The organism is Nocardioides sp. OK12 (genome assembly GCF_024341885.1).
Classification (GTDB): Bacteria; Actinomycetota; Actinomycetes; order Propionibacteriales; family Nocardioidaceae; genus Nocardioides; species Nocardioides marinisabuli.
Genome location: NZ_BNET01000009.1, coordinates 44,949 through 62,437, shown reverse-complemented (window position 1 = coordinate 62,437; position 17,489 = coordinate 44,949). Strand labels below are relative to the sequence as shown.

The following is a 17,489-nucleotide window of genomic DNA, read 5'->3' as shown; positions in this document are numbered from 1 at the left end:
CATGGGTGACGCCCTGGGCCTCCGGCGACAGTGGTGGTCGGTGGTGGCGCGACCGGTCGAGGGGCTCGCGAGCGCCGGGCACAGCGGTGCGCCGCTGCGCACCGGGTTGGCGGCCCTCGCGCTCGTCCTGGGCACCTACACGCTGATCCTGCTGGTGTTCCTGCTGCGCGACTACCCCGCCGCGGCCCCGTCCGTCCTGCCGCTCACGGTGGAGGAGCAGTACGCCTACCAGATCTGGTACCAGGGGCCGCTGTTCCTGGCCATGACCGCCGCTCTCGCCTGGCTGCTGGCAGGGGTCTCCGACCGGAGCGGATCGGAGGCGGCCGGCTTCCCCGGGGTGTTCGCGCAGGTCAGCCTGGCCACGACGGTCCCCTTCGCGCTCACCACCATGCTGGTGGAGGCGGTGGTGGCCGTGCTCGTGCTGGTCGGCCTGGTGACGCCCGACGAGGCGCTCGGCTGGTTGACCGGCGAGGGCGCCGGGTTCGCTGCGGCCTACCAGCTCGCAGGGGTGCTGTGGGTGGTCGCCCTCCTGGCCGTCGTCGCGCGGCTCGCGACGGGTGTGCGCTGGCACCTCGCGGCGGTGCTGGGCCTGCTGCTCGCTGCGGCGTACGGCCTGCCGATAGGCCTCCTCATCCGGTGACAGCGCCCCGGTGCAGGCGTAACGTCGATGGGTGCCCGCTCCGGGCGGGGTGGGCTCTGGAGAGGGGAGGAGACATGTTCATCCAGGTCATCCAGGGGCGGTGCAACGATCCCGATCGGTTGCGCCAGCTCACGGAGGAGTGGACCGAGACCCTGGGGCGGAGCGCCGAGGGCTGGCTCGGCGGGACCTACGGGGTCACCGACGAGGGCGAGGCCGTGGCGGTCGTGCGCTTCGGGTCGCGCGAGGCTGCGGAGCGCAACTCGGCGCGGCCCGAACAGGGCGAGTGGTGGCAGCGCATGCAGGGCTGCATCGACGGCGAGGTCAGCGTCCACGACTGCGACGACGCGATGCTGTTCATGGACGGCGGTTCCGACGACGCCGGCTTCGTCCAGGTCATCCAGGGACGCATCGACGACCCCGAGCGGCTCCGGCACGTGATGCAGCAGCCGATGGACGCCCTGCACGAGACGCGCCCGGACATCATCGGCGGGACGCTGGCCATCGAGCCCGACGGCTGGTTCGTCGAGACCGTGTGCTTCCGCACCGAGGAGGAGGCCCGGGCCGGCGAGCAGAAGGACCTGCCGCCCGAGCTGGGGGAGTTCGCCGAGGCGATGGCGCACGTGCGGGACACGAGGTACCTCGACCTGCACCGGCCCTGGTTCGCCAGCGCGCGTTGACCCGGGGGAGGACGAGGAGCCTCAGGCGCCGACCGGCCCGAGCCAGCGGGGGACCCTGGCCCGGTAGGCGTCGTACCCGGCGCCGAACTTCGCGCTCAGGGCCGCCTCCTCGGCGGCGATCTGCAGCCGGTCGACGACGGTCACGAACGCGGCGACCGGCAGCAGCGCCGCCGGCGAGCGGCGGGCGAGGGCGTGGCCGACCAGCATGCCCGTGAGGCCGACGTACATGGGGTTGCGGGTGCGGGAGAAGGGGCCGTCGGTGACCAGGACCCTCGCCTGCTCGGGGTGGAACGGCAGCTCGGTGGTGCCGTGCCGGTGGAACAGCCTGGTGGCCGACATCGCGACGCCGAGCGAACCGGCGGCCAGGGCGCCACCCAGCAGTCCCGACCACCGTGTCGGCCTCTTCTCGCGGGCCAGCAGGCCCTGGGCCGTGACGGCCGCGGCGGCGTACGCCGGCGGGGGGATCCTCGTGCTCAGGTCCATCGGTCGATGCTGGCACGGTCCCGTGCACCAGGCAACGGCGACGGAACGACGTCTCGTCTGTGAAGGTGGAGGCATGGACACCACCAGCCCCCGCACCCACCAGGAGTCGATCGAGATCGACGCGTCGCCGCCGGCGGTCTACGACCTCGTCTCCGACATCACCCGCACCGGCGAGTGGAGCCCCGTCTGCGCGACGTGCTGGTGGGACGACGAGTCGCAGGCCGGTCAGGTCGGGGCCTGGTTCACCGGCCGCAACGAGCTGCCGCACCGCACCTGGGAGACCCGGTCGCGGGTGGTCGCGGCCGAGCGCGGGCGCGAGTTCGCGTGGGTCGTGGGCGACGGGTTCGTGCGGTGGGGCTTCACCATGGAGCCGTCCGGCGAGGGCACGAGGCTCACCGAGTCGTGGGAGTTCCTGCCCGGCGGGATCGCCATGTTCGAGGAGAAGTTCGGCGACGACGCCGCTGCCCAGATCGACGACCGCACCCAGCAGGCGCTCGACGGCATCCCGCGCACGCTGGCGGCGATCAAGCGGATCGCCGACGGCAGCTGACACTCACGCGGCAGTGTGCCCTGCGGCACATCCACCCCCGGCGGGGAATGAACCGCGTGAGGACCGGGTTCGGCCACCCGTGCGCAGAGGGACGATCGAGGGTGAGCTGCTGACGCGGCGGCTCTTCATCGACCTCCAGCGCGCGCAGAGCGCCCCCTGTCGCAGCTGAGCCCGACCCCCACTCCTCGGTCCCAGCCGACGGCGCACGCCGGTCGGCCGCTGCGAAAGGCACCACCCCATGAGTTCCGCCCTGCCCACCTCTGCACCACCCACCACGCCCGCCTCGCCCCCCGCCCGCCGCCTGCGGATGCCCTCCTTCGGCGTCCAGGTCCTGATCGGGCTCGTCCTCGGCGTCGTCCTGGGCCTGGTGGCCCGCTCGATGGGCCCCGACGGCGTCTCGGCCGCCGGCGAGGTCGACCCCAACTGGCTGACCGAGACCCTGACCACGGTCGGCAGCACCTTCGTCACCCTGCTCAAGGCGGTCGTGCCGGCACTGGTCTTCCTGGCCATCGTGGCCTCGATCGCCAACCTGCGCGACGTCGCCGGCGCCGCCCGGCTGGCCTGGAAGACGCTGGCCTGGTTCGCCGGCACGGCGCTGATCGCCGTGTCCATCGGCATCGTCCTGGGCCTGGTCCTGCAGCCGGGCTCGCGCACCAGCGTCTCCGAGCAGGCCGCGTCGGCGCCGTCGACCAGCGGCTCGTGGCTCGACTTCCTCAACGGCCTCGTGCCCTCCAACGTCCTGGGCCTCCAGGCCGCCGCCGGTGACGACGGCAGCGTCGCGCTGTCCTTCAACGTGCTGCAGATCCTCGTCGTGGCCATCGCCGTCGGCATCGCCACCCTCAAGGTCGGCGACGCGGCCGAGCCGTTCCTGGTCGTGGTCCGCTCCGCGCTGGCCGTGGTGCAGAAGGTGCTCTGGTGGATCATCCTGCTCGCGCCGGTCGCCACGGTCGGGCTGCTGGGCAAGGCGGTCGCGACGTACGGCTGGGACGCGCTGGGCTCGCTGGGCGTCTTCACCGGTGCGGTGTACGCCGGCCTGCTGCTGGTGCTGCTGGTCGTCTACCCGGTGCTGCTGGCCGTCAACGGCCTCTCGGTGCGCCAGTTCTTCTCCGGCGCCTGGCCGGCCATCTCGCTGGCCTTCGTCTCCCGCTCCTCGGTCGGCACGATGCCCGTCACGGAGTCGGTGACCGAGCGCAACCTGGGCGTGCCGCGCGCCTACTCCTCCTTCGCGGTGCCGCTGGGCGCGACCACCAAGATGGACGGCTGCGCCTCGATCTACCCGGCGATCTCCGCGATCTTCGTGGCCCAGTTCTTCGGCGTCGACCTCGCGGTGACCGACTACCTGCTGATCGTGCTGGTCTCGGTCATCGGCTCGGCCGCCACGGCCGGCGTCACCGGCGCCACCGTGATGCTCACCCTGACCCTCTCGACGCTCGGGCTGCCACTCGAGGGCGTGGGCCTGCTGCTGGCGATCGACCCGATCCTCGACATGGGCCGCACCGCGGTCAACGTCACCGGGCAGGCGCTGGTGCCGACCCTGGTCGCCCAGCGCGAGGGCATCCTCGACCGCGCGACGTACGACGCGCCGCGCGAGGGCGGCTGGGTGCAGGAGAGCCCGGCGCCCGCTCCGGTGCTCCGCACCCCGGTGGGCGCCGACGCCTGAGGGCACCCGCGCCGGGGGGTGTGGCGGTGCGGGGCGGGGTGGCAGAGTCGAAGGGTGATCCCCGTCGCGCTGCTCCTCGTCCTGCTGCTGCTCGGGGCCGCGGTCGGGTTCGCGGTCGGCCGCTCGGCCGCCCCGCCCGGCCCCGACCTCTCCGGCGCCCTGCGTCGTCGTGACGCCTTCATCGAGCACCTGCGCGAGGTCGCCTGGCAGGACCGCGACGTCGCCCCGGAGCTGTCGACGGTGCTGCTCGACGACATCCGCAGGTTCACCGCCGACCCGGACGGGTGGGAGCAGGGCCCCGGGCGCCTGGGCTGACCCGCCGCGGAAGCGCGGAAGCGCGGCGCGGGCCGTGCGATGGGTGCATGCTGCTGGCATGACGAATCCCAGAGCGCGCGCCACCCGTCCCTCCGCCCTCCTCGCGGCAGCCCTCCTGGGCCTCCCGCTGGCGCTGGGCGCCTGCTCCGGCGGCGACGTCGAGGCCTACTGCGAGGAGCTCGCGGGCTCCCGCGACCAGTTCGAGGCCATCGACAGCGGCGAGGCGGGCAGCTTCGCCGAGCTCATCGACGTCTTCGAGCGGCTCGGCGACGCGGCCCCCGACGAGGTCAGCGAGCAGTGGGCCACCCTCAACGAGGGCACCGCCGAGCTCGAGGACCGGCTCGACGAGGCCGGTCTCAGCGTCGAGGACCTCGACGCCATGGTCAGCGGCGACGCGGAGGCCGACATGGACCTCGAGAAGCTAGAGGAGGTGGGCGCCGCTCTCGAGGGCTTCGGCGGCGAGGAGTTCGAGACCGCCGCCGACGAGATCGCCGAGCACGCCAAGACGGAGTGCGACATCGACCTCGAGGGCTGAGCGCCTACCCGGCGTACCGGTCGCTCGGGACGACCACCGCCCGCCCCGACACGGTGCCGTGCGCCAGGTCGCGGTAGGCCTGCGCGGCGTCAGCCAGCGTGTAGAGGGTCGACTCCGAGCGGAGCAGACCGCGCGCGCCGAGGTCGAGCACCTCGACCAGCTCGCGACGGTTGCCCCAGTAGGTGGTCTGCACGCTGGCCTCGTAGGCGATCCCGAAGAAGGAGACCGGCAGCGTGCCCCCGCCGAGGCCCACGATCGTCAGGTCGCCCAGCTGGCGCACGCAGGCCGCGCCCGCGGTCAGGGTGTCGTCGGAGCCCACCATGTCGAGCACCACGTCGGCGCCGCGGCCGTGGCTGGCCTCGCGGACCTGGTCGACCAGGTCGGCACCGGGTGGGAGGGCCAGGTCGGCCCCGCAGGCGAGCGCCAGGTCGCGCGCGGAGCCGCGAGGGTCGACGGCGACCACCGTGGCGGCCGTGGTGGCCTTGAGGACCTGCACGCACAGGTGGCCCAGCCCACCGATGCCGATGACGACCGCGGTGGAGGTGGGGCCGAGCTTGGCCTGCGAGCGCCGTACGGCGTGGTAGGGCGTGAGGCCCGCGTCGGTGAGGGGTGCGGCCCCGAGCGGGTCGAGCCCGTCGGGCAGCGGGACGAGGTGCCGCGCGGCCGGCACCAGCAGGAACTCCGCCATCCCGCCGTCGAGGCCCAGCCCCCCGCCACCACCGGGCACGGGGGCCAGGTCGGGCCGCTCGCAGTAGGTCTCGAGCCCGTCGAGGCAGCGCTGGCAGGTGCCGCAGCCCCACGCGCCGACGACGGCGACCGGTTGGCCGGGCTCCAGCCCACGCACCCCCGCACCGAGGGTGTGCACCCAGCCGGCGTTCTCGTGGCCCAGCGTGAAGGGCGGGCCCCAGGGCAGCGCGCCGGCGTCGAACTCGTGCATCAGGTGCAGGTCGGAGTGGCAGGCGCCCGCGGCGCCCACCTGCACCAGCACCTCGCCGGGACCAGGCTCGGGCACCTCCACCTCCTCGAGCTCCGCCTCGCTCCTCCATGCCTTCAGCCGTAGCGCCTGCATCGCGACCCCTCCTGTGTGTGCGTGCCGAGCCTTCCGGCTCCACGGTGCGTGCGCACGGGCACGTGGGGCAGGGGCCTCGGGTCCCCACGGGGCGGACCTTGGTCCCTAGGAAGCAGCGGGGAGGTCCACGAGAGTGGGAGCAGACCCGGGGCCCGCCGGCCCCGGGCTCCACACCGACACGGAGGCCCAGATGAGCCAGCCCGATCCCGGACCCGTCGTCCTCGCCGTCGGCGACCAGCCGGCCGACGCCGCCATGTCCTTCGCCGTCGCCGAGGCCCAGCGGCTGGGGTGCGGGCTGCACGTGGTGCACGTCGTCCACTCGCTGCCGCAGGGGCCCGAGCTGGTGCTGGTGCAGTCGGTCGACGTCGAGGCGGTCGGGCGCCAGAGCCTGCGCGACGCCCTCGAGCGGTGCCGCGAGCTCGCGGGGGAGGGCACCCGGGTCACCGGCAGGCTGATGATCGGGACGGTCGTGCACGAGCTCGTCGCGGCCGTGGAGGACCTCGACGAACCGCGCGTCGTGGTGCTCCAGCACCGCGACCTCTCGCGCGTGCGCCGCCTCGTCTCGCGCTCGACGACGCGCGGGCTGGCGGCGCGGCTGCGGGTGCCGCTGGTCTCGGTGCCCGCCGGCTGGACCGGTCCGCCGCCGACTCCGGGGGGAGCCGTCGTGACCGCCGGGGTGGACTCGCCCGAGCGCTCGGACGCGGTGCTGGTCGCCGCCGTCGGTGCCGCCCGCGCCCACGGCGCCCGGCTCGAGCTGCTGCACTCCTGGGGGTTGCCCGGCTTCTACGACGACCCCGCCCTGGCACGCACCCACGGCGAGGGCGTCGGGCGCCAGGAGGCCCAGGAGATCCGGGAGCGGCTCGACGCCCTGGCCGGCGAGGGGGCGCTCGACCTGGACGGGGTGGAGGTCTCGGTGGAGGCCTACGAGGAGCCCACGGCCGAGCGGCTCGTGGACGCCAGCCGCACCTCCTGCCTGCTGGTCCTCGGCAAGCACGACCCGCTGGTGCCGATGGGCTCCCACCTGGGTCCGGTGACCGGGGCCGTGCTGCACGAGGCGGCCTGCCCGGTGCTCCTGGTCGAGCCCCACCGCCGCGGCTGAGAGACGCCCACCCATCGAGCCTGCCGAACCTGCACCGACAACGGAGGACCCCATGGACGACACCGATCCGCACCCCGTCGTGGTCGCGGTCAGCAGCGACGTCGGCGAGGCCGCCCTCGCCTTCGCCGCGGACGAGGCGGCCCGGGCCGGCTGCGGGGTGCACCTCGTGCACGTCGCCCCGGCCTTCGTGCACGGCCCCGACAGCATCCTGGTCACCTCGCCCGAGGTGCAGGAGCGAGGACGTCGGGCGCTGAACCAGTCCCTCGACCACGCCCGGGCCGTCCTGCGGCCCGGCACCACCCTGACCTCCGAGATGGCCGTCGGGTCCGTGGTCGAGTCGCTGCGCGACGCGACCCAGGACGCCCGCATGGTCGTCGTGCAGCACCGCGACCTGTCGCGGGTACGCCGGGTCGTGTCGCGGTCGGTGACCAACGGGCTCGGCGCCCAGAGCCGGGTGCCGGTCGTCTCGGTCCCCTCCACGTGGAGCCCGCAGCGTCCGCCCGGCCACGAGCCGCGGGTCACCGTCGGGGTCGACGTGCCGGTGCGCTCCGAGGGCGTCCTGCGCTGGGCGGTCGCGGCGGCGCGGAGCCGCGGTGCCACCCTGCACGCGCTGCACGCCTGGAAGCTCGCGGGGATCTACGAGGACGTGGTGGTGGCCAGGGCGCAGGCCGAGGAGTGGGCCGATCGGGCGGCCGCCGACGTACGGGCCGCGATGACGCAGATGGGCGAGGAGGCGGCCGGCGTCCCGCTCAGCATCGAGACCTGCCACGGCTCGCCCGCCGACGCGCTGGTCGAGGCGAGCGGCGGCTCGGACCTGCTGGTGATCGGCCGCCACGACCCCCTGGTGCCGCTGGGCTCCCACCTCGGACCGGTCGCGCGGGGCGTGCTGCACGACGCCCGGTGCCCGGTGCTGCTGGTCGACCCCCATGGCCCGGCCATGGGGCGGGGCGCCTCGGGCTAGGTCGGACTAGGCCGTCACGAACCGGATCGCGCGCGACTCCACGAGCGCGTGCCGGGTGCCGTCGACGGTGATCGACAACCCCTCCCGGTCGGCGGTGACCACGCCGCCCGCGCCGTCCGCCGCGGCGTCGTGGACGACCAGGGAGCCCCCGTCCTCGACCTGGGGCGCGGAGCCGCCGGTGAGCGGGACCGACCACCGGACGGAGGGGACGACGTGGCTCCCGTGGGCCTGCGCAGCGCTGCCGAGGGTCAGGCCCTGGCCGTCCTGCTCCTCGAGCACGGCGACCGACAGCTCGCCCTCCTGGCCCACCAGGTGGTCGAGGTCCCGCTCACCGTCGGCGACCTGGAGGGTCGTCACCTCGCCCGTCTCCTCGAGCCGCCCGACGTCTCGCCGCGCCAGGTCGTCGCCGACCCGCAGGAAGTAGACGGCGCCGTCGACCAGGGCCGGCCCGACCGCGTCGGGGACCACCGCGGAGACGCCGCCGTCCGCCATCGACACCGAGACCACGTCGAGCACCTCGTCGTCGGACCGGCGGTCCACACGGGAGGCGAGCACCTCCTCGCCGTCCCCGGCCCACACCGGATCGGTCAGGTGCACCCCCGGTACCGTCGCCGAGACCTCCGTGAGGTCGCCGGTCGCAAGGTCGAGCAGCGAGATGCCGTTGCCCGACAGCTGGAAGTCGGGGGAGTAGGCGACCGCCAGGCTGCTGCCATCGGGGCTCAGCGCGATGCCGTAGACGATGGCGTCCTCGGGCACCGTGAAGACCGTGCGGTCCTCCCCGGTGGCGGGATCCAGCGCGAAGATCCGGTACGCCGGCCGGGCGCGCTGCTCCACGGCGTACACCGTGGCGTGGTCGAGGGTAGCGCTCACCTCCATGTCGATCGAGAAGGCCGTGCTCGTGTCGGGCAGCACCGACGGTGCCGTGTCGCCGGGGGACCAGCCGACGACGACGCCGGCCCCGACGACCAGGGTCAGCGCCCCGGTCAGCACCAGCCGGCGCAGCACGGGGCGACCGGTCACCGCTCGACCGGTCACGGGGCGCCGGCCGCGGCGGGAGCCGCCGGGAGCGCGTCCTCGAGCTCCTGCTCGGAGACGCCGAGGGTCTCGGCGGCGCCCGCCAGGTCGAAGGGCGGCTGGCCCAGCGCCGCCAGCAGGTCGTCCTGGTCGACGCCCAGGCTCGCGGCCGCCTCGCCCAGGTCGGGGGCGCCGCCCGGCTGGTCGGGCCCGGCGGTCTCGACCTCGCCGTGGTAGCAGTCGACGGTGTACGGCGACCGGTCCTCGGTCAGGTGGTAGTGGTAGATGCCCTCGGGGAACTCGGGGGTGGCACCCACGTGGCCGGAGCACTCGTCGAGCTCGTCGGAGGTGATCGTCTCCCCGCCCTCGTCCTGGGGCCCGTAGAAGGGGAAGCCGTCGACCAGGAAGCCGAGCACGCTGGAGTGCTCGCCCTCGACGTCGACCTCGTCGGTCAGGCAGTAGGGCACACCGTGGTAGTGGTAGCTGCCCGCGCCGGTGCCGTCGGCCAGCAGCGCCAGCGGGTGCCCGTTGCAGGAGTCGACGAAGGACACCCCGCCGACGCTGAAGTTGTCGTCGACCGCGACGAAGGAGCGGGCGTTGTCCTCGTAGTCGTTGAAGAGCTGTGCGCCGCTGATCGTCACGCCGATCAGGCCGAGGTCGGTCTGGGTCACCTCGTCGGTGTAGATCGGGTCGAGCGTGATGGTCTGGTCGACGGGGGAGGCCACGACCGCCACGTCGCTGTCGACGGCCGAGACCTCGCTCTCGGTCACCGGCGGGGTGAAGCTGCCGGTCTGCGGGACGAGGAACTGGTCGGGGATCTCGTGGTCCGGCAGGCCGTCGGACTCGAAGCGGAACGAGCCGTCCTCGACGGTGATCGTGACGTTGTCACCCCACTGCGCCGCCTCCACGCCGGCGGTGGTCGTCCCGTCCGAGGTGGACCCGGCGGCCGCGGCGCCGGTGTCGGAGCCCGTGGTGATCTCGGTGGTGGGGTCGGAGCTGCAGGAGGCGAGGGCGAGGCACAGGGCGGCGGCAGCGGCGACGCCCGCCGGGGCGCGTCGGGGCAGCAGGGAGGTGGTCATGCCCCAGATCCTCGGCCTGCTTCCTGGACGTGGCCTGTGGGCGTGCTGGCAGGACGCCGCGAAGCAGGTCGCTCAGAGCAGCGAACCCAGGTCCGAGCCCACGGTGGGGTAGGCGGCGGTCGCCGACTTGAGCTGGCGGGTCGTCAGGCCGAGCTTGACGGCCACCCCGAGGGTGTTGACCAGCTCGGCGTACTCGGGACCGAGGAGGTGGGCGCCCACGACCTGGTCGGTCGCCCGGTCCACCAGGATCTTGGCGGCGGAAGTGGCCCCACCGACCCGGTAGCTGGAGTACCAGTCGCTGGTGTCGTGGTAGCGGACCGCGACGTCGATCCCCTGGTCGTGGGCCTCCTGCTCGAGCAGACCGACCCGGACCAGCTCGGGGATAGTGAAGACCGCCGTGGGGGTGCCGGAGTAGTCCGGGACCGTGGTCGTCTCCTTGATCATGTTCGAGGCGGCGACCTTCGCCTCGGAGACCGCGACGGGGGTGAGCGGCAACCCGTGGGTGTCGGCAGCGTCACCGGCGGCCCAGACGGCCGGGTTGGTCGTGCTCTGCAGGTGGTCGGCGACCACGATGCCGCGCTCGCCCCACTCGACCCCGGCGTTCTCGAGGCCCAGCCCGCCCAGCTCCGCGACCCGCCCCGCACCGTGGACCACGAGGTCGGTCTCGATGGTCTCCTGCCCTCCGTCGTGCTCGACGACGACCTGGTAGCCGTCATCGGAGGGCCGTACCTCCACGATGCTGGTGGCGCGGCGCAGGTCGACGCCGACGTCCCGCCCACGCTCGACCAGGAGGTCGACGAGGTCGGGGTCGAAGCTCTTGAGCGGGCGCTCGCCGCGGTCGACGACCACCGTCGAGCTGCCGGCCCGAGCCGCGATGTGGGCGAACTCGAAGGAGATGAACCCGCCGCCGACGAACAGGATCCGGTCGGGCAGCGCCTTCAGGCTGAGGAAGTCGCTGCTGTCGACCAGGAGCTCGTGACCGGGGAAGTCGAGCGGCCGGGGCCGGGCGCCGGTGGCGACCAGGAACCGGTCGGCGTCGTAGGGGACCCCGTCGATCTCCACCCGCTGCGCCCCGGTGAACCTGGCGCGACCGTGCAGGGTGGTGACGCCGTGGCTGGCCAGGCCGTCCTCCATGCTCCGGGGCACCGGGTCGGTGAACCCGTGCTTGTGCTCCATCAGGTGCGGCCAGCTGATCGAGAGACCGCCCTCGTCGATGCCCTTGCCGCTCATCAGGCGCGCGCTGTCGATGATCTCCGCGCCCCGGCGCAGGATCTTCTTGGGGTCGCACCCGCGCAGCGCGCACGTCCCGCCGTACGGCAGCGCGTCGACGATGGCGACCTGCCATCCCTGGGCGGCGCACTTGTCGGCGGCGGCGACGCCGGCCATGCCGGCGCCGATGACGAGCAGGTCGAGCTTCGTGGTCATGTCGTCCTCTCCTGGAGCGGTCGTGGCTCGGGTCACGCGCCGGCGAGAGCCGCGCGCAGCTGGTCGAGCGTGGGCGACCCGGCGTACCCGTCGGGCGTGCGGTAGCGGCGGCAGGCGAGCCCGACCTGGGCGCCGGGCTCGGCGAACAGGTCGACGCCGTCGACCTGGATGCTCGGCGAACCGAGGAACCCCGTGCGGTCCGCCTCGGCCGGCGTGTCGACGCGGTGCCGCTTCACCATGGCCCCGGGGCGCTCGGCCACCAGCACACGCAGGTGCTTGTCGGTGACCTCCCAGCTGGGGCAGCCGTCGAAGTAGAGCAGCGTGATCTCCATGCCGCCGAGGCTAGACCTTGAAGCCGGGTACAAGGTCAAGGTCTACGATGGGGCCATGCGCATCGGAGAGGTCGCAGAGCAGTCCGGGCTGGCGCCCCAGACCATCCGCTTCTACGAGCGCGAGGGGCTGCTGCCGGAGCCGGCGCGCGGCCCCAACGGCTACCGCGAGTACGACGCGACGGTGCTGGGGCGCCTCGCGTTCGTGCGCGGTGCCCAGGCGGCCGGTCTGAGCCTGGCCGAGATCGCCAGCATCCTCGACCTGCGCCGGGAGGGCGCGGTCCCGTGCAGCCACGTGCAGTCCCTGTTGCACGCCAGGCTGGCGGAGGTGCGGGCGCGTCGGCGCGAGCTCGAGGAGCTGGAGGTCGACCTCGAGGGGCTGCTCGTCCGCAGCGAGGGGCTGGACCCGGCGGACTGCAGCGACGCGCAGGTCTGCCACGTCATCGCAGCGGAGCGTCGTTGAGGACCGTGGGGCGCCGGTAGCCCCACCCGGCCCGGTGGCCTGAGGGGTGAGTCCCGCGAACCGGGTCGCAGGCATGGTGGGGTCATGAGCGACCTCGACTTCTCCGACCTGCGGGCCATGTTCATCAACTGCACGCTCAAGCGCAGCCCCGACGTCAGCCACACCGGCGGGCTGATCGAGGCCAGCGCCGACGTGATGCGCAAGCACGGCGTCGAGGTGGAGGTGCTGCGCGCCGTCGACCACGACATCGCCACCGGCGTCTACCCCGACATGACCGAGCACGGCTGGGCGAGCGACGAGTGGCCCGAGATCTGGCCCCGGGTGCTGGCCAGCGACATCCTGGTCATCGGCGGGCCGATCTGGCTGGGCGACAACTCGAGCGTCACCAAGCGGGTCATCGAGCGGCTCTACGCCCAGAGCGGGATGCTCAACGACCAGGGCCAGTCGATCTTCTACGGCCGCGTGGGCGGCTGCCTGATCACCGGCAACGAGGACGGGATCAAGCACTGCGCCCAGAACGTCCTCTACTCCCTGGGCCACCTCGGCTACACCATCCCGCCCCAGGCCGACGCCGGATGGATCGGCGAGGCCGGCCCGGGGCCGTCGTACCTCGACGAGGGCAGCGGGGGACCGGAGAACGACTTCACCAACCGCAACACCGCCTTCATGACCTGGAACCTGCTGCACACCGCCCGGCTGCTCAAGCAGGCCGGCGGCGTGCCCGCCCACGGCAACCAGCGACCGGCGTGGGACGACGGCGCGCGGTTCGACTACGAGAACCCCGAGTACCGCTGAGCGCCCCGCCCTGCCGTCGGGGGCCGCTGGCTAGGGTGCAGCGGTGACCCGCTCCGAGAAGTTCACCTTCCCCGGCTCCGCCGGCCACGAGCTCGCCGGTCGCCTCGACCTGCCCGAGGCGCAGCCGCGGGCGCTGGCGCTGTTCGCCCACTGCTTCACCTGCTCCAAGGACGTGGTGGCGGCCTCGCGCATCAGCCGGCGCCTGGTCGAGCGCGGCTACGGGGTGCTGCGCTTCGACTTCACCGGGCTGGGCGGCAGCGACGGCGAGTTCGCCAACACCGACTTCACCTCCAACGTCGAGGACCTCGTCGCCGCCGCGACCGCGCTCGAGCAGCGGCACGCGGCACCCTCGCTGCTGGTGGGGCACAGCCTGGGCGGGGCAGCGGTCGTCGCGGCGGCGCCGAGGATCGAGTCGGTGGCGGCGGTCGCGACTATCGGCGCCCCCTTCGACCCCGGTCACGTGGCCGAGCTCTTCGACGACGACACCCGGGCACGCATCGAGCGCGAGGGGCGCGCCGAGGTGCTGCTGGCGGGCCGCCGGTTCACCATCGGCGCCCAGCTGCTCGAGGACGTCGCCGCCCAGCAGCTCGAGTCGGCGCTCGGCAGCCTCGAGCGGGCGCTCCTGGTGCTGCACGCCCCCGGCGACCAGCAGGTCGGGATCGACAACGCCCGCCTGCTCTACGAGGCCGCCCGCCACCCCAAGAGCTTCGTGACGCTCGACGGGGCCGACCACCTGCTCACCCACCGCCGCGACGCCGAGTACGTCGCCGACGTGCTGTCGGTGTGGGCGGGTCGCTACCTGCCCGAGTCGGCGCCCGCCACCGCCGAGGAGCCCGACGGGGCCGACGGGGCCGGGCTGGGCGCCGGCACCGTGCTGGTCGAGGAGGAGCCGGACCGCCGGCTCGCCCAGTCCGTCCAGGCCGGGCGCCACACCTGGCACGCCGACGAGCCCGTCGGCGTCGGCGACGACACCGGGCCCACGCCCTACGACCTGCTGCTCTCGGCGCTGGGCACCTGCACCTCCATGACGCTGCGCATGTACGCCGAGCGCAAGCGGCTGGCGCTCGAGCACGTCTCGGTCCGCCTGTCCCACCGGCGCCACCACCCCGACGACTGCGCCGCCGCCGGCCACGACGGGGACGGGCCCTGCCGGGTCGAGGCGATCCACCGGGAGATCACCCTGGTCGGCGACCTCGACGAGGCCGAGCGCGAGCGGCTGCTCGAGATCGCGGACCGCTGCCCGGTGCACCGGACCCTCACCGCCGAGATGCGGATCACCAGCGCTCTGACGCAGGAGGCTTAACTTCGCAAGAGTTAACCCATATGCTGAACACATGGGGCTGCTGGTGACGCTGATCGGGGACATGGTCGGCTCGCGCGACCTGCCCGACCGCGCCGGCGTGCAGCGCCGGCTGGCCGCGGTGCTCAACGAGGTGACCGGGCTGCTCGACCCGGCCCAGCGCCTCGAGACCACCGTGGGCGACGAGTTCCAGGGGGCCTTCGACGACGTCGGCACCGCCACCCTGGCCGCGCTGATGGTGCGCCTGGCGCTGCTGCCCGAGGTAGACGTGCGCTGCGGGCTGGGGGAGGGCGAGGTCGTCGTCCACGACCCGACCAGCACGCCGCTGCTGCAGGACGGGCCCGGCTGGTGGGCGGCCCGGGCCGCGCTGGAGGAGCTGGCGCGACCCAGGCGCTCGGCCGCCCGCACCTGGTTCAAGGGCCCCGACCCCGGCGCCGCGGCCCGCGTCAACGCCTTCCTGCTTGCGCGTGACGCGCTCGTCGACCGCCTCGGCGAGCGCGGGCTGCGGCTGCTCGCCGCCTCCCTGCGCGGCTCGACCCAGGCCGACATCGCCGCCGCCGAGGGCATCTCCCGGTCGGCGGTCAGCCAGCAGTTCTCGCGCGGCGTCGGCGCGGTGCGCGATGCTCAGGCACTGATCTCCCCGCCCCGGGGCGACGGGGAGGACGACACGTGAGCCTGGCCCTGCTCGGCACCTGGCTCGCCGCCGTGGGTGCCGGCGACCTCGTGCGTGCGTCGTACGACGTCGTCTCGCCGCGGCGCGCCGCCGCCTGCGTCGGTGCGGCCCTGGTGGTGCTGCTCTGCGGCCTGGTCCTCCTCGACCTCGAGGCCGCGCGCCTGGTGCTGCTCCTGCTGCTGCTCGGGTCGCTGCAGGCGGTGTGGCTGCTGGGCTCGGCGCTGGCGGTCGGTCCCGACCGGACCGGACCCTGGCGCGGGCGCGCCCGCTCCCTGGCGCTGCTGGCACTCGGCGGTGGCACCGTGGCGGCCGTGCTCGGCGCCGCGCTGCTGAGCGCCGAGCCGGTGCTGCCCGCCCGACTGGGCGACACCGTGCTGGCCCGCTGGCCGGCCTCCGACGTGGTCGTCGCGACCGGGGTGGTGCTGGCCCAGCTCGCCAGCGCCAACGTCGTGGTGCGCCTCGTGCTCGACGCGGTGGGGGTGCCGGCCACCTCCAACGAGAAGCAGCTCAAGGGCGGGCGCGTGCTGGGCCCGATGGAGAGGCTCTTCATCGTCGGCCTCGGTGCCGTCGGCGAGCTGACCGCGGCGGCGCTGGTGATCGCGGCCAAGGGCCTGCTGCGCTTCCCCGAGCTGCAGCGCGCCCAGCAGCAGCTGCCGCCCGACGGGCCCAGCGACGTCACCGAGTACTTCCTCGTCGGCAGCTTCGCCAGCTGGCTCGTCGCCCTCGGCGGCGCGGCGCTCATCCACCTCGCCTGACCCGTCCCCCCCCGGCCACCCCCACACCCAGGAGCCCCCGTGCCCGACCTCGCCGACCCGCTCGTCCTGCCCAGCGGCCTGCGCCTGCCCAACCGGCTGGTCAAGGCCGCCATGACCGAGAACCTGGCCGACGCGCGCAACCAGCCCACGCCCGCCCACGAGCGGCTCTACCGCCGCTGGGCCGAGGGCGGTGCGGGGCTGCTGGTGACCGGCAACCTGATGGTCGACCGGCGCTTCCTCGAGCGCAGCCGCAACATCGTCGCCGACGCCCACCTCGACGTGTCGCGGCTGGCCGCCCTGCGCGAGGCCGCCCGGGGCGTCCCCGTGCTCGCGCAGCTGAGCCACCCCGGTCGCCAGACCAACCGCTTCGTCTCCCGCGAGCCGGTCGCGCCCAGCGAGGGCGCGGCGGTCGCGATGATGGGGCTGTTCCGGCGCCCCCGCGCCCTGAGCGCCGCCGAGGTCGAGGACGTGCTGGCCGGGTTCGGGGCCGCGGCGGCACGCTGCGAGGAGGCCGGGCTCGACGGGGTGCAGGTGCACGCGGCCCACGGCTACCTGCTCGCGCAGTTCCTCTCGCCCCACGTCAACCGCCGCACCGACCGGTGGGGCGGGGACGTCGCCGGCCGGGCCGCGGCGCTGCTGGGGGCCGTGCGCGCCGTGCGGGAGCGCACCGGGGACGGCTTCACGGTGGCGGTCAAGCTGAACTCCTCCGACTTCCGCCACGGCGGGTTCACCGAGGACGACGCCGAGCAGGTCGTGCGGCTGCTGGTGGCCGAGGGGGTCGACCTCGTGGAGGTCTCCGGCGGCACCTACGAGAACCCGGCGCTCTTCGGCGTCGGCGCCGGCGGCCAGTCCGGCAGCCAGTCCGGTGGCACCTCGGTGAAGGAGGCCTACTTCGCGGCCTTCGCGGCGAGGGCCCGCGCCGCTGCCGACGGCGTGCCGATCATGCTCACCGGCGGCATCCGCACCCGGGCGGCGATGCAGGCGCTGCTCGACTCGGGCGCCGTCGACCTGATCGGGTTGGGGCGTCCGCTGGCCATCGACCCCGAGCTGCCGGCCAAATTGCTGGCCGGCGCGCCCGGGGGCGAGCTGCCGGCCTACCGCCTGCCGACCGTGGCGGGGGTGGCGGGGGAGTCGGAGTGGTACGAGACCCAGCTGCGCCGCATCGGGGCGGGCCGCGACGTCGACCCGGGGCTCAGCGCGGTGCGCGCCGCCTCGGGCTTCGTCACCGGGGAGGCCGTGCGCGGCCTGCGGGAGCGCCGCCGCCGCCTCGAGCTGGCGGCGGCGCCCCCGATCGAGCAGGGTCGCGCCTAGTAGACCCGGCGGCGCGTGCCGCCGATCGGGACGAGGTTGAGCACCAGACCGACGACCAGCAGGATCGCGCCGATCGTGGTCAGGATCGAGATGCTGGCCAGCAGCCCGATCAGCAGCAGCACGAGTCCGAGGATGATCATGGGTTCTCCTTGAGGTGGGGCGAGTGGGCGGACCTCACCGGAACCAGACCTGCTCGCAGCCGGTGCACTCGAAGACGCGCACGCTCGCGCCGTCCTCGAACTCGACGCCACGCAACCCCCACTCGTGCTCGTGCACGGCGGGGGCGACGGGGATCGTCGAGCTCATGGCTGCTCCTGGTCGGGTCGCTGCGCCGGGAGGGTCCCGGCGCCGGTGGT

Annotated in this window: 22 protein-coding genes; 14 read left to right on the top strand and 8 right to left on the bottom strand. The window is 74.1% G+C overall.

Annotated elements, in window-relative coordinates:
* The first annotated feature begins 1 nt into the window (after position 1).
* Positions 2-640, top strand: a complete 639-nt coding sequence (locus OCU29_RS18975) for a hypothetical protein (protein ID WP_261821148.1) — start codon at positions 2-4, stop codon at positions 638-640.
* 74 nt (positions 641-714) lie between these two features.
* Positions 715-1,317, top strand: coding sequence for a hypothetical protein (locus OCU29_RS18970; RefSeq protein ID WP_261821147.1), 603 nt, complete (start codon positions 715-717; stop codon positions 1,315-1,317).
* 21 nt (positions 1,318-1,338) lie between these two features.
* Here the strand turns inward: OCU29_RS18970 and OCU29_RS18965 are convergent, their stop codons facing one another.
* The gene (locus tag OCU29_RS18965; protein WP_261821146.1) at positions 1,339-1,800 is read right to left on the bottom strand and encodes an isoprenylcysteine carboxylmethyltransferase family protein; all 462 of its coding nucleotides are present in this window, start codon (positions 1,798-1,800) and stop codon (positions 1,339-1,341) included.
* A 73-nt stretch (positions 1,801-1,873) separates the two neighbouring features.
* Here OCU29_RS18965 and OCU29_RS18960 point away from each other — a divergent pair, with 73 nt between their 5' ends.
* The 4 genes from OCU29_RS18960 (at position 1,874) to OCU29_RS18945 (ending at position 4,860) form a co-directional block, all read left to right on the top strand.
* Positions 1,874-2,350, top strand: a complete 477-nt coding sequence (locus OCU29_RS18960; protein ID WP_261821145.1) for an SRPBCC family protein — start codon at positions 1,874-1,876, stop codon at positions 2,348-2,350.
* Between the two features lie 238 nt (positions 2,351-2,588).
* A complete protein-coding gene (locus OCU29_RS18955) occupies positions 2,589-4,010 on the top strand; it encodes a dicarboxylate/amino acid:cation symporter (RefSeq protein ID WP_179616474.1) in 1,422 nt (473 codons plus the stop codon).
* Between the two features lie 54 nt (positions 4,011-4,064).
* Positions 4,065-4,325 (top strand): hypothetical protein, encoded by a 261-nt coding sequence (locus OCU29_RS18950; RefSeq protein WP_261821144.1) that lies wholly within the window; start codon positions 4,065-4,067, stop codon positions 4,323-4,325.
* Between the two features lie 58 nt (positions 4,326-4,383).
* A complete protein-coding gene (locus tag OCU29_RS18945) occupies positions 4,384-4,860 on the top strand; it encodes a hypothetical protein (RefSeq protein WP_261821143.1) in 477 nt (158 codons plus the stop codon).
* A 4-nt stretch (positions 4,861-4,864) separates the two neighbouring features.
* On the opposite strand, the gene OCU29_RS18940 is transcribed toward OCU29_RS18945, so the two are convergent.
* Entirely contained in the window at positions 4,865-5,872 is a 1,008-nt protein-coding gene (locus OCU29_RS18940; protein WP_261821142.1) for an NAD(P)-dependent alcohol dehydrogenase, read from the bottom strand.
* A 247-nt stretch (positions 5,873-6,119) separates the two neighbouring features.
* On the opposite strand from OCU29_RS18940, the gene OCU29_RS18935 reads away from it, so the two are divergent.
* Positions 6,120-7,028 (top strand): universal stress protein, encoded by a 909-nt coding sequence (locus OCU29_RS18935; protein WP_261821141.1) that lies wholly within the window; start codon positions 6,120-6,122, stop codon positions 7,026-7,028.
* A gap of 52 nt (positions 7,029-7,080) precedes the next feature.
* Positions 7,081-7,989: a universal stress protein gene (locus OCU29_RS18930; protein WP_261821140.1), complete on the top strand. Its 909-nt coding sequence runs from the start codon at positions 7,081-7,083 to the stop codon at positions 7,987-7,989.
* A gap of 6 nt (positions 7,990-7,995) precedes the next feature.
* Here the strand turns inward: OCU29_RS18930 and OCU29_RS18925 are convergent, their stop codons facing one another.
* The 4 genes from OCU29_RS18925 to OCU29_RS18910 all read right to left on the bottom strand — a co-directional run bounded on the left by OCU29_RS18925 (position 7,996) and on the right by OCU29_RS18910 (position 11,839).
* Positions 7,996-9,009 carry a hypothetical protein gene (locus OCU29_RS18925; RefSeq protein WP_261821139.1) on the bottom strand — a complete coding sequence of 338 codons (1,014 nt, stop codon included), beginning with the start codon at positions 9,007-9,009 and terminating at the stop codon, positions 7,996-7,998.
* Between the two features lie 11 nt (positions 9,010-9,020).
* Complete coding sequence (locus OCU29_RS18920; RefSeq protein ID WP_261821138.1) at positions 9,021-10,082, bottom strand: YHYH protein; 1,062 nt, start codon at positions 10,080-10,082, stop codon at positions 9,021-9,023.
* 72 nt (positions 10,083-10,154) lie between these two features.
* Positions 10,155-11,507 (bottom strand): NAD(P)/FAD-dependent oxidoreductase, encoded by a 1,353-nt coding sequence (locus OCU29_RS18915; RefSeq protein ID WP_261821137.1) that lies wholly within the window; start codon positions 11,505-11,507, stop codon positions 10,155-10,157.
* Between the two features lie 32 nt (positions 11,508-11,539).
* Positions 11,540-11,839, bottom strand: coding sequence for a thioredoxin family protein (locus OCU29_RS18910; RefSeq protein WP_261821136.1), 300 nt, complete (start codon positions 11,837-11,839; stop codon positions 11,540-11,542).
* A 55-nt stretch (positions 11,840-11,894) separates the two neighbouring features.
* Here OCU29_RS18910 and OCU29_RS18905 point away from each other — a divergent pair, with 55 nt between their 5' ends.
* From OCU29_RS18905 to OCU29_RS18880, 6 genes are all read left to right on the top strand, one after another.
* Complete coding sequence (locus tag OCU29_RS18905) at positions 11,895-12,299, top strand: heavy metal-responsive transcriptional regulator (protein ID WP_261821135.1); 405 nt, start codon at positions 11,895-11,897, stop codon at positions 12,297-12,299.
* Between the two features lie 84 nt (positions 12,300-12,383).
* Positions 12,384-13,094, top strand: coding sequence for a flavodoxin family protein (locus tag OCU29_RS18900; RefSeq protein WP_261821134.1), 711 nt, complete (start codon positions 12,384-12,386; stop codon positions 13,092-13,094).
* Between the two features lie 43 nt (positions 13,095-13,137).
* Positions 13,138-14,397 (top strand): alpha/beta fold hydrolase, encoded by a 1,260-nt coding sequence (locus OCU29_RS18895; RefSeq protein WP_261821133.1) that lies wholly within the window; start codon positions 13,138-13,140, stop codon positions 14,395-14,397.
* Positions 14,398-14,428: 31 nt separating this feature from the next.
* Entirely contained in the window at positions 14,429-15,067 is a 639-nt protein-coding gene (locus tag OCU29_RS18890; RefSeq protein ID WP_261821132.1) for a SatD family protein, read from the top strand.
* The gene (locus OCU29_RS18885; protein ID WP_218876363.1) at positions 15,064-15,822 is read left to right on the top strand and encodes a hypothetical protein; all 759 of its coding nucleotides are present in this window, start codon (positions 15,064-15,066) and stop codon (positions 15,820-15,822) included. The genes OCU29_RS18890 and OCU29_RS18885 overlap by 4 nt, the downstream gene beginning before the upstream one ends.
* 39 nt (positions 15,823-15,861) lie before the next feature.
* On the top strand, positions 15,862-17,133 hold the full coding sequence (locus OCU29_RS18880) for an NADH:flavin oxidoreductase (protein ID WP_261821131.1): 1,272 nt from the start codon (positions 15,862-15,864) through the stop codon (positions 17,131-17,133).
* Here the strand turns inward: OCU29_RS18880 and OCU29_RS18875 are convergent.
* Both OCU29_RS18875 and OCU29_RS18870 read right to left on the bottom strand, forming a co-directional pair.
* Entirely contained in the window at positions 17,130-17,273 is a 144-nt protein-coding gene (locus OCU29_RS18875; protein WP_179616483.1) for a hypothetical protein, read from the bottom strand. The genes OCU29_RS18880 and OCU29_RS18875 overlap by 4 nt on opposite strands.
* A gap of 34 nt (positions 17,274-17,307) precedes the next feature.
* Positions 17,308-17,439 (bottom strand): hypothetical protein, encoded by a 132-nt coding sequence (locus OCU29_RS18870; protein WP_258016968.1) that lies wholly within the window; start codon positions 17,437-17,439, stop codon positions 17,308-17,310.
* Between the last annotated feature and the right edge of the window lie 50 nt (positions 17,440-17,489).

Excerpts from the sequence above, each read along its gene's own strand:
- OCU29_RS18975 (WP_261821148.1), top strand. The coding sequence starts at position 2 with ATGGGTGACGCCCTGGGCCTCCGGCGACAGTGGTGGTCGGTGGTGGCG.
- OCU29_RS18970 (WP_261821147.1), top strand. The coding sequence starts at position 715 with ATGTTCATCCAGGTCATCCAGGGGCGGTGCAACGATCCCGATCGGTTG.
- OCU29_RS18965 (WP_261821146.1), bottom strand. The coding sequence starts at position 1,800 with ATGGACCTGAGCACGAGGATCCCCCCGCCGGCGTACGCCGCCGCGGCC.
- OCU29_RS18960 (WP_261821145.1), top strand. The coding sequence starts at position 1,874 with ATGGACACCACCAGCCCCCGCACCCACCAGGAGTCGATCGAGATCGAC.
- OCU29_RS18955 (WP_179616474.1), top strand. The coding sequence starts at position 2,589 with ATGAGTTCCGCCCTGCCCACCTCTGCACCACCCACCACGCCCGCCTCG.
- OCU29_RS18945 (WP_261821143.1), top strand. The coding sequence starts at position 4,384 with ATGACGAATCCCAGAGCGCGCGCCACCCGTCCCTCCGCCCTCCTCGCG.
- OCU29_RS18935 (WP_261821141.1), top strand. The coding sequence starts at position 6,120 with ATGAGCCAGCCCGATCCCGGACCCGTCGTCCTCGCCGTCGGCGACCAG.
- OCU29_RS18930 (WP_261821140.1), top strand. The coding sequence starts at position 7,081 with ATGGACGACACCGATCCGCACCCCGTCGTGGTCGCGGTCAGCAGCGAC.
- OCU29_RS18920 (WP_261821138.1), bottom strand. The coding sequence starts at position 10,082 with ATGACCACCTCCCTGCTGCCCCGACGCGCCCCGGCGGGCGTCGCCGCT.
- OCU29_RS18915 (WP_261821137.1), bottom strand. The coding sequence starts at position 11,507 with ATGACCACGAAGCTCGACCTGCTCGTCATCGGCGCCGGCATGGCCGGC.
- OCU29_RS18910 (WP_261821136.1), bottom strand. The coding sequence starts at position 11,839 with ATGGAGATCACGCTGCTCTACTTCGACGGCTGCCCCAGCTGGGAGGTC.
- OCU29_RS18905 (WP_261821135.1), top strand. The coding sequence starts at position 11,895 with ATGCGCATCGGAGAGGTCGCAGAGCAGTCCGGGCTGGCGCCCCAGACC.
- OCU29_RS18900 (WP_261821134.1), top strand. The coding sequence starts at position 12,384 with ATGAGCGACCTCGACTTCTCCGACCTGCGGGCCATGTTCATCAACTGC.
- OCU29_RS18890 (WP_261821132.1), top strand. The coding sequence starts at position 14,429 with ATGGGGCTGCTGGTGACGCTGATCGGGGACATGGTCGGCTCGCGCGAC.
- OCU29_RS18875 (WP_179616483.1), bottom strand. The coding sequence starts at position 17,273 with ATGATCATCCTCGGACTCGTGCTGCTGCTGATCGGGCTGCTGGCCAGC.
- OCU29_RS18870 (WP_258016968.1), bottom strand. The coding sequence starts at position 17,439 with ATGAGCTCGACGATCCCCGTCGCCCCCGCCGTGCACGAGCACGAGTGG.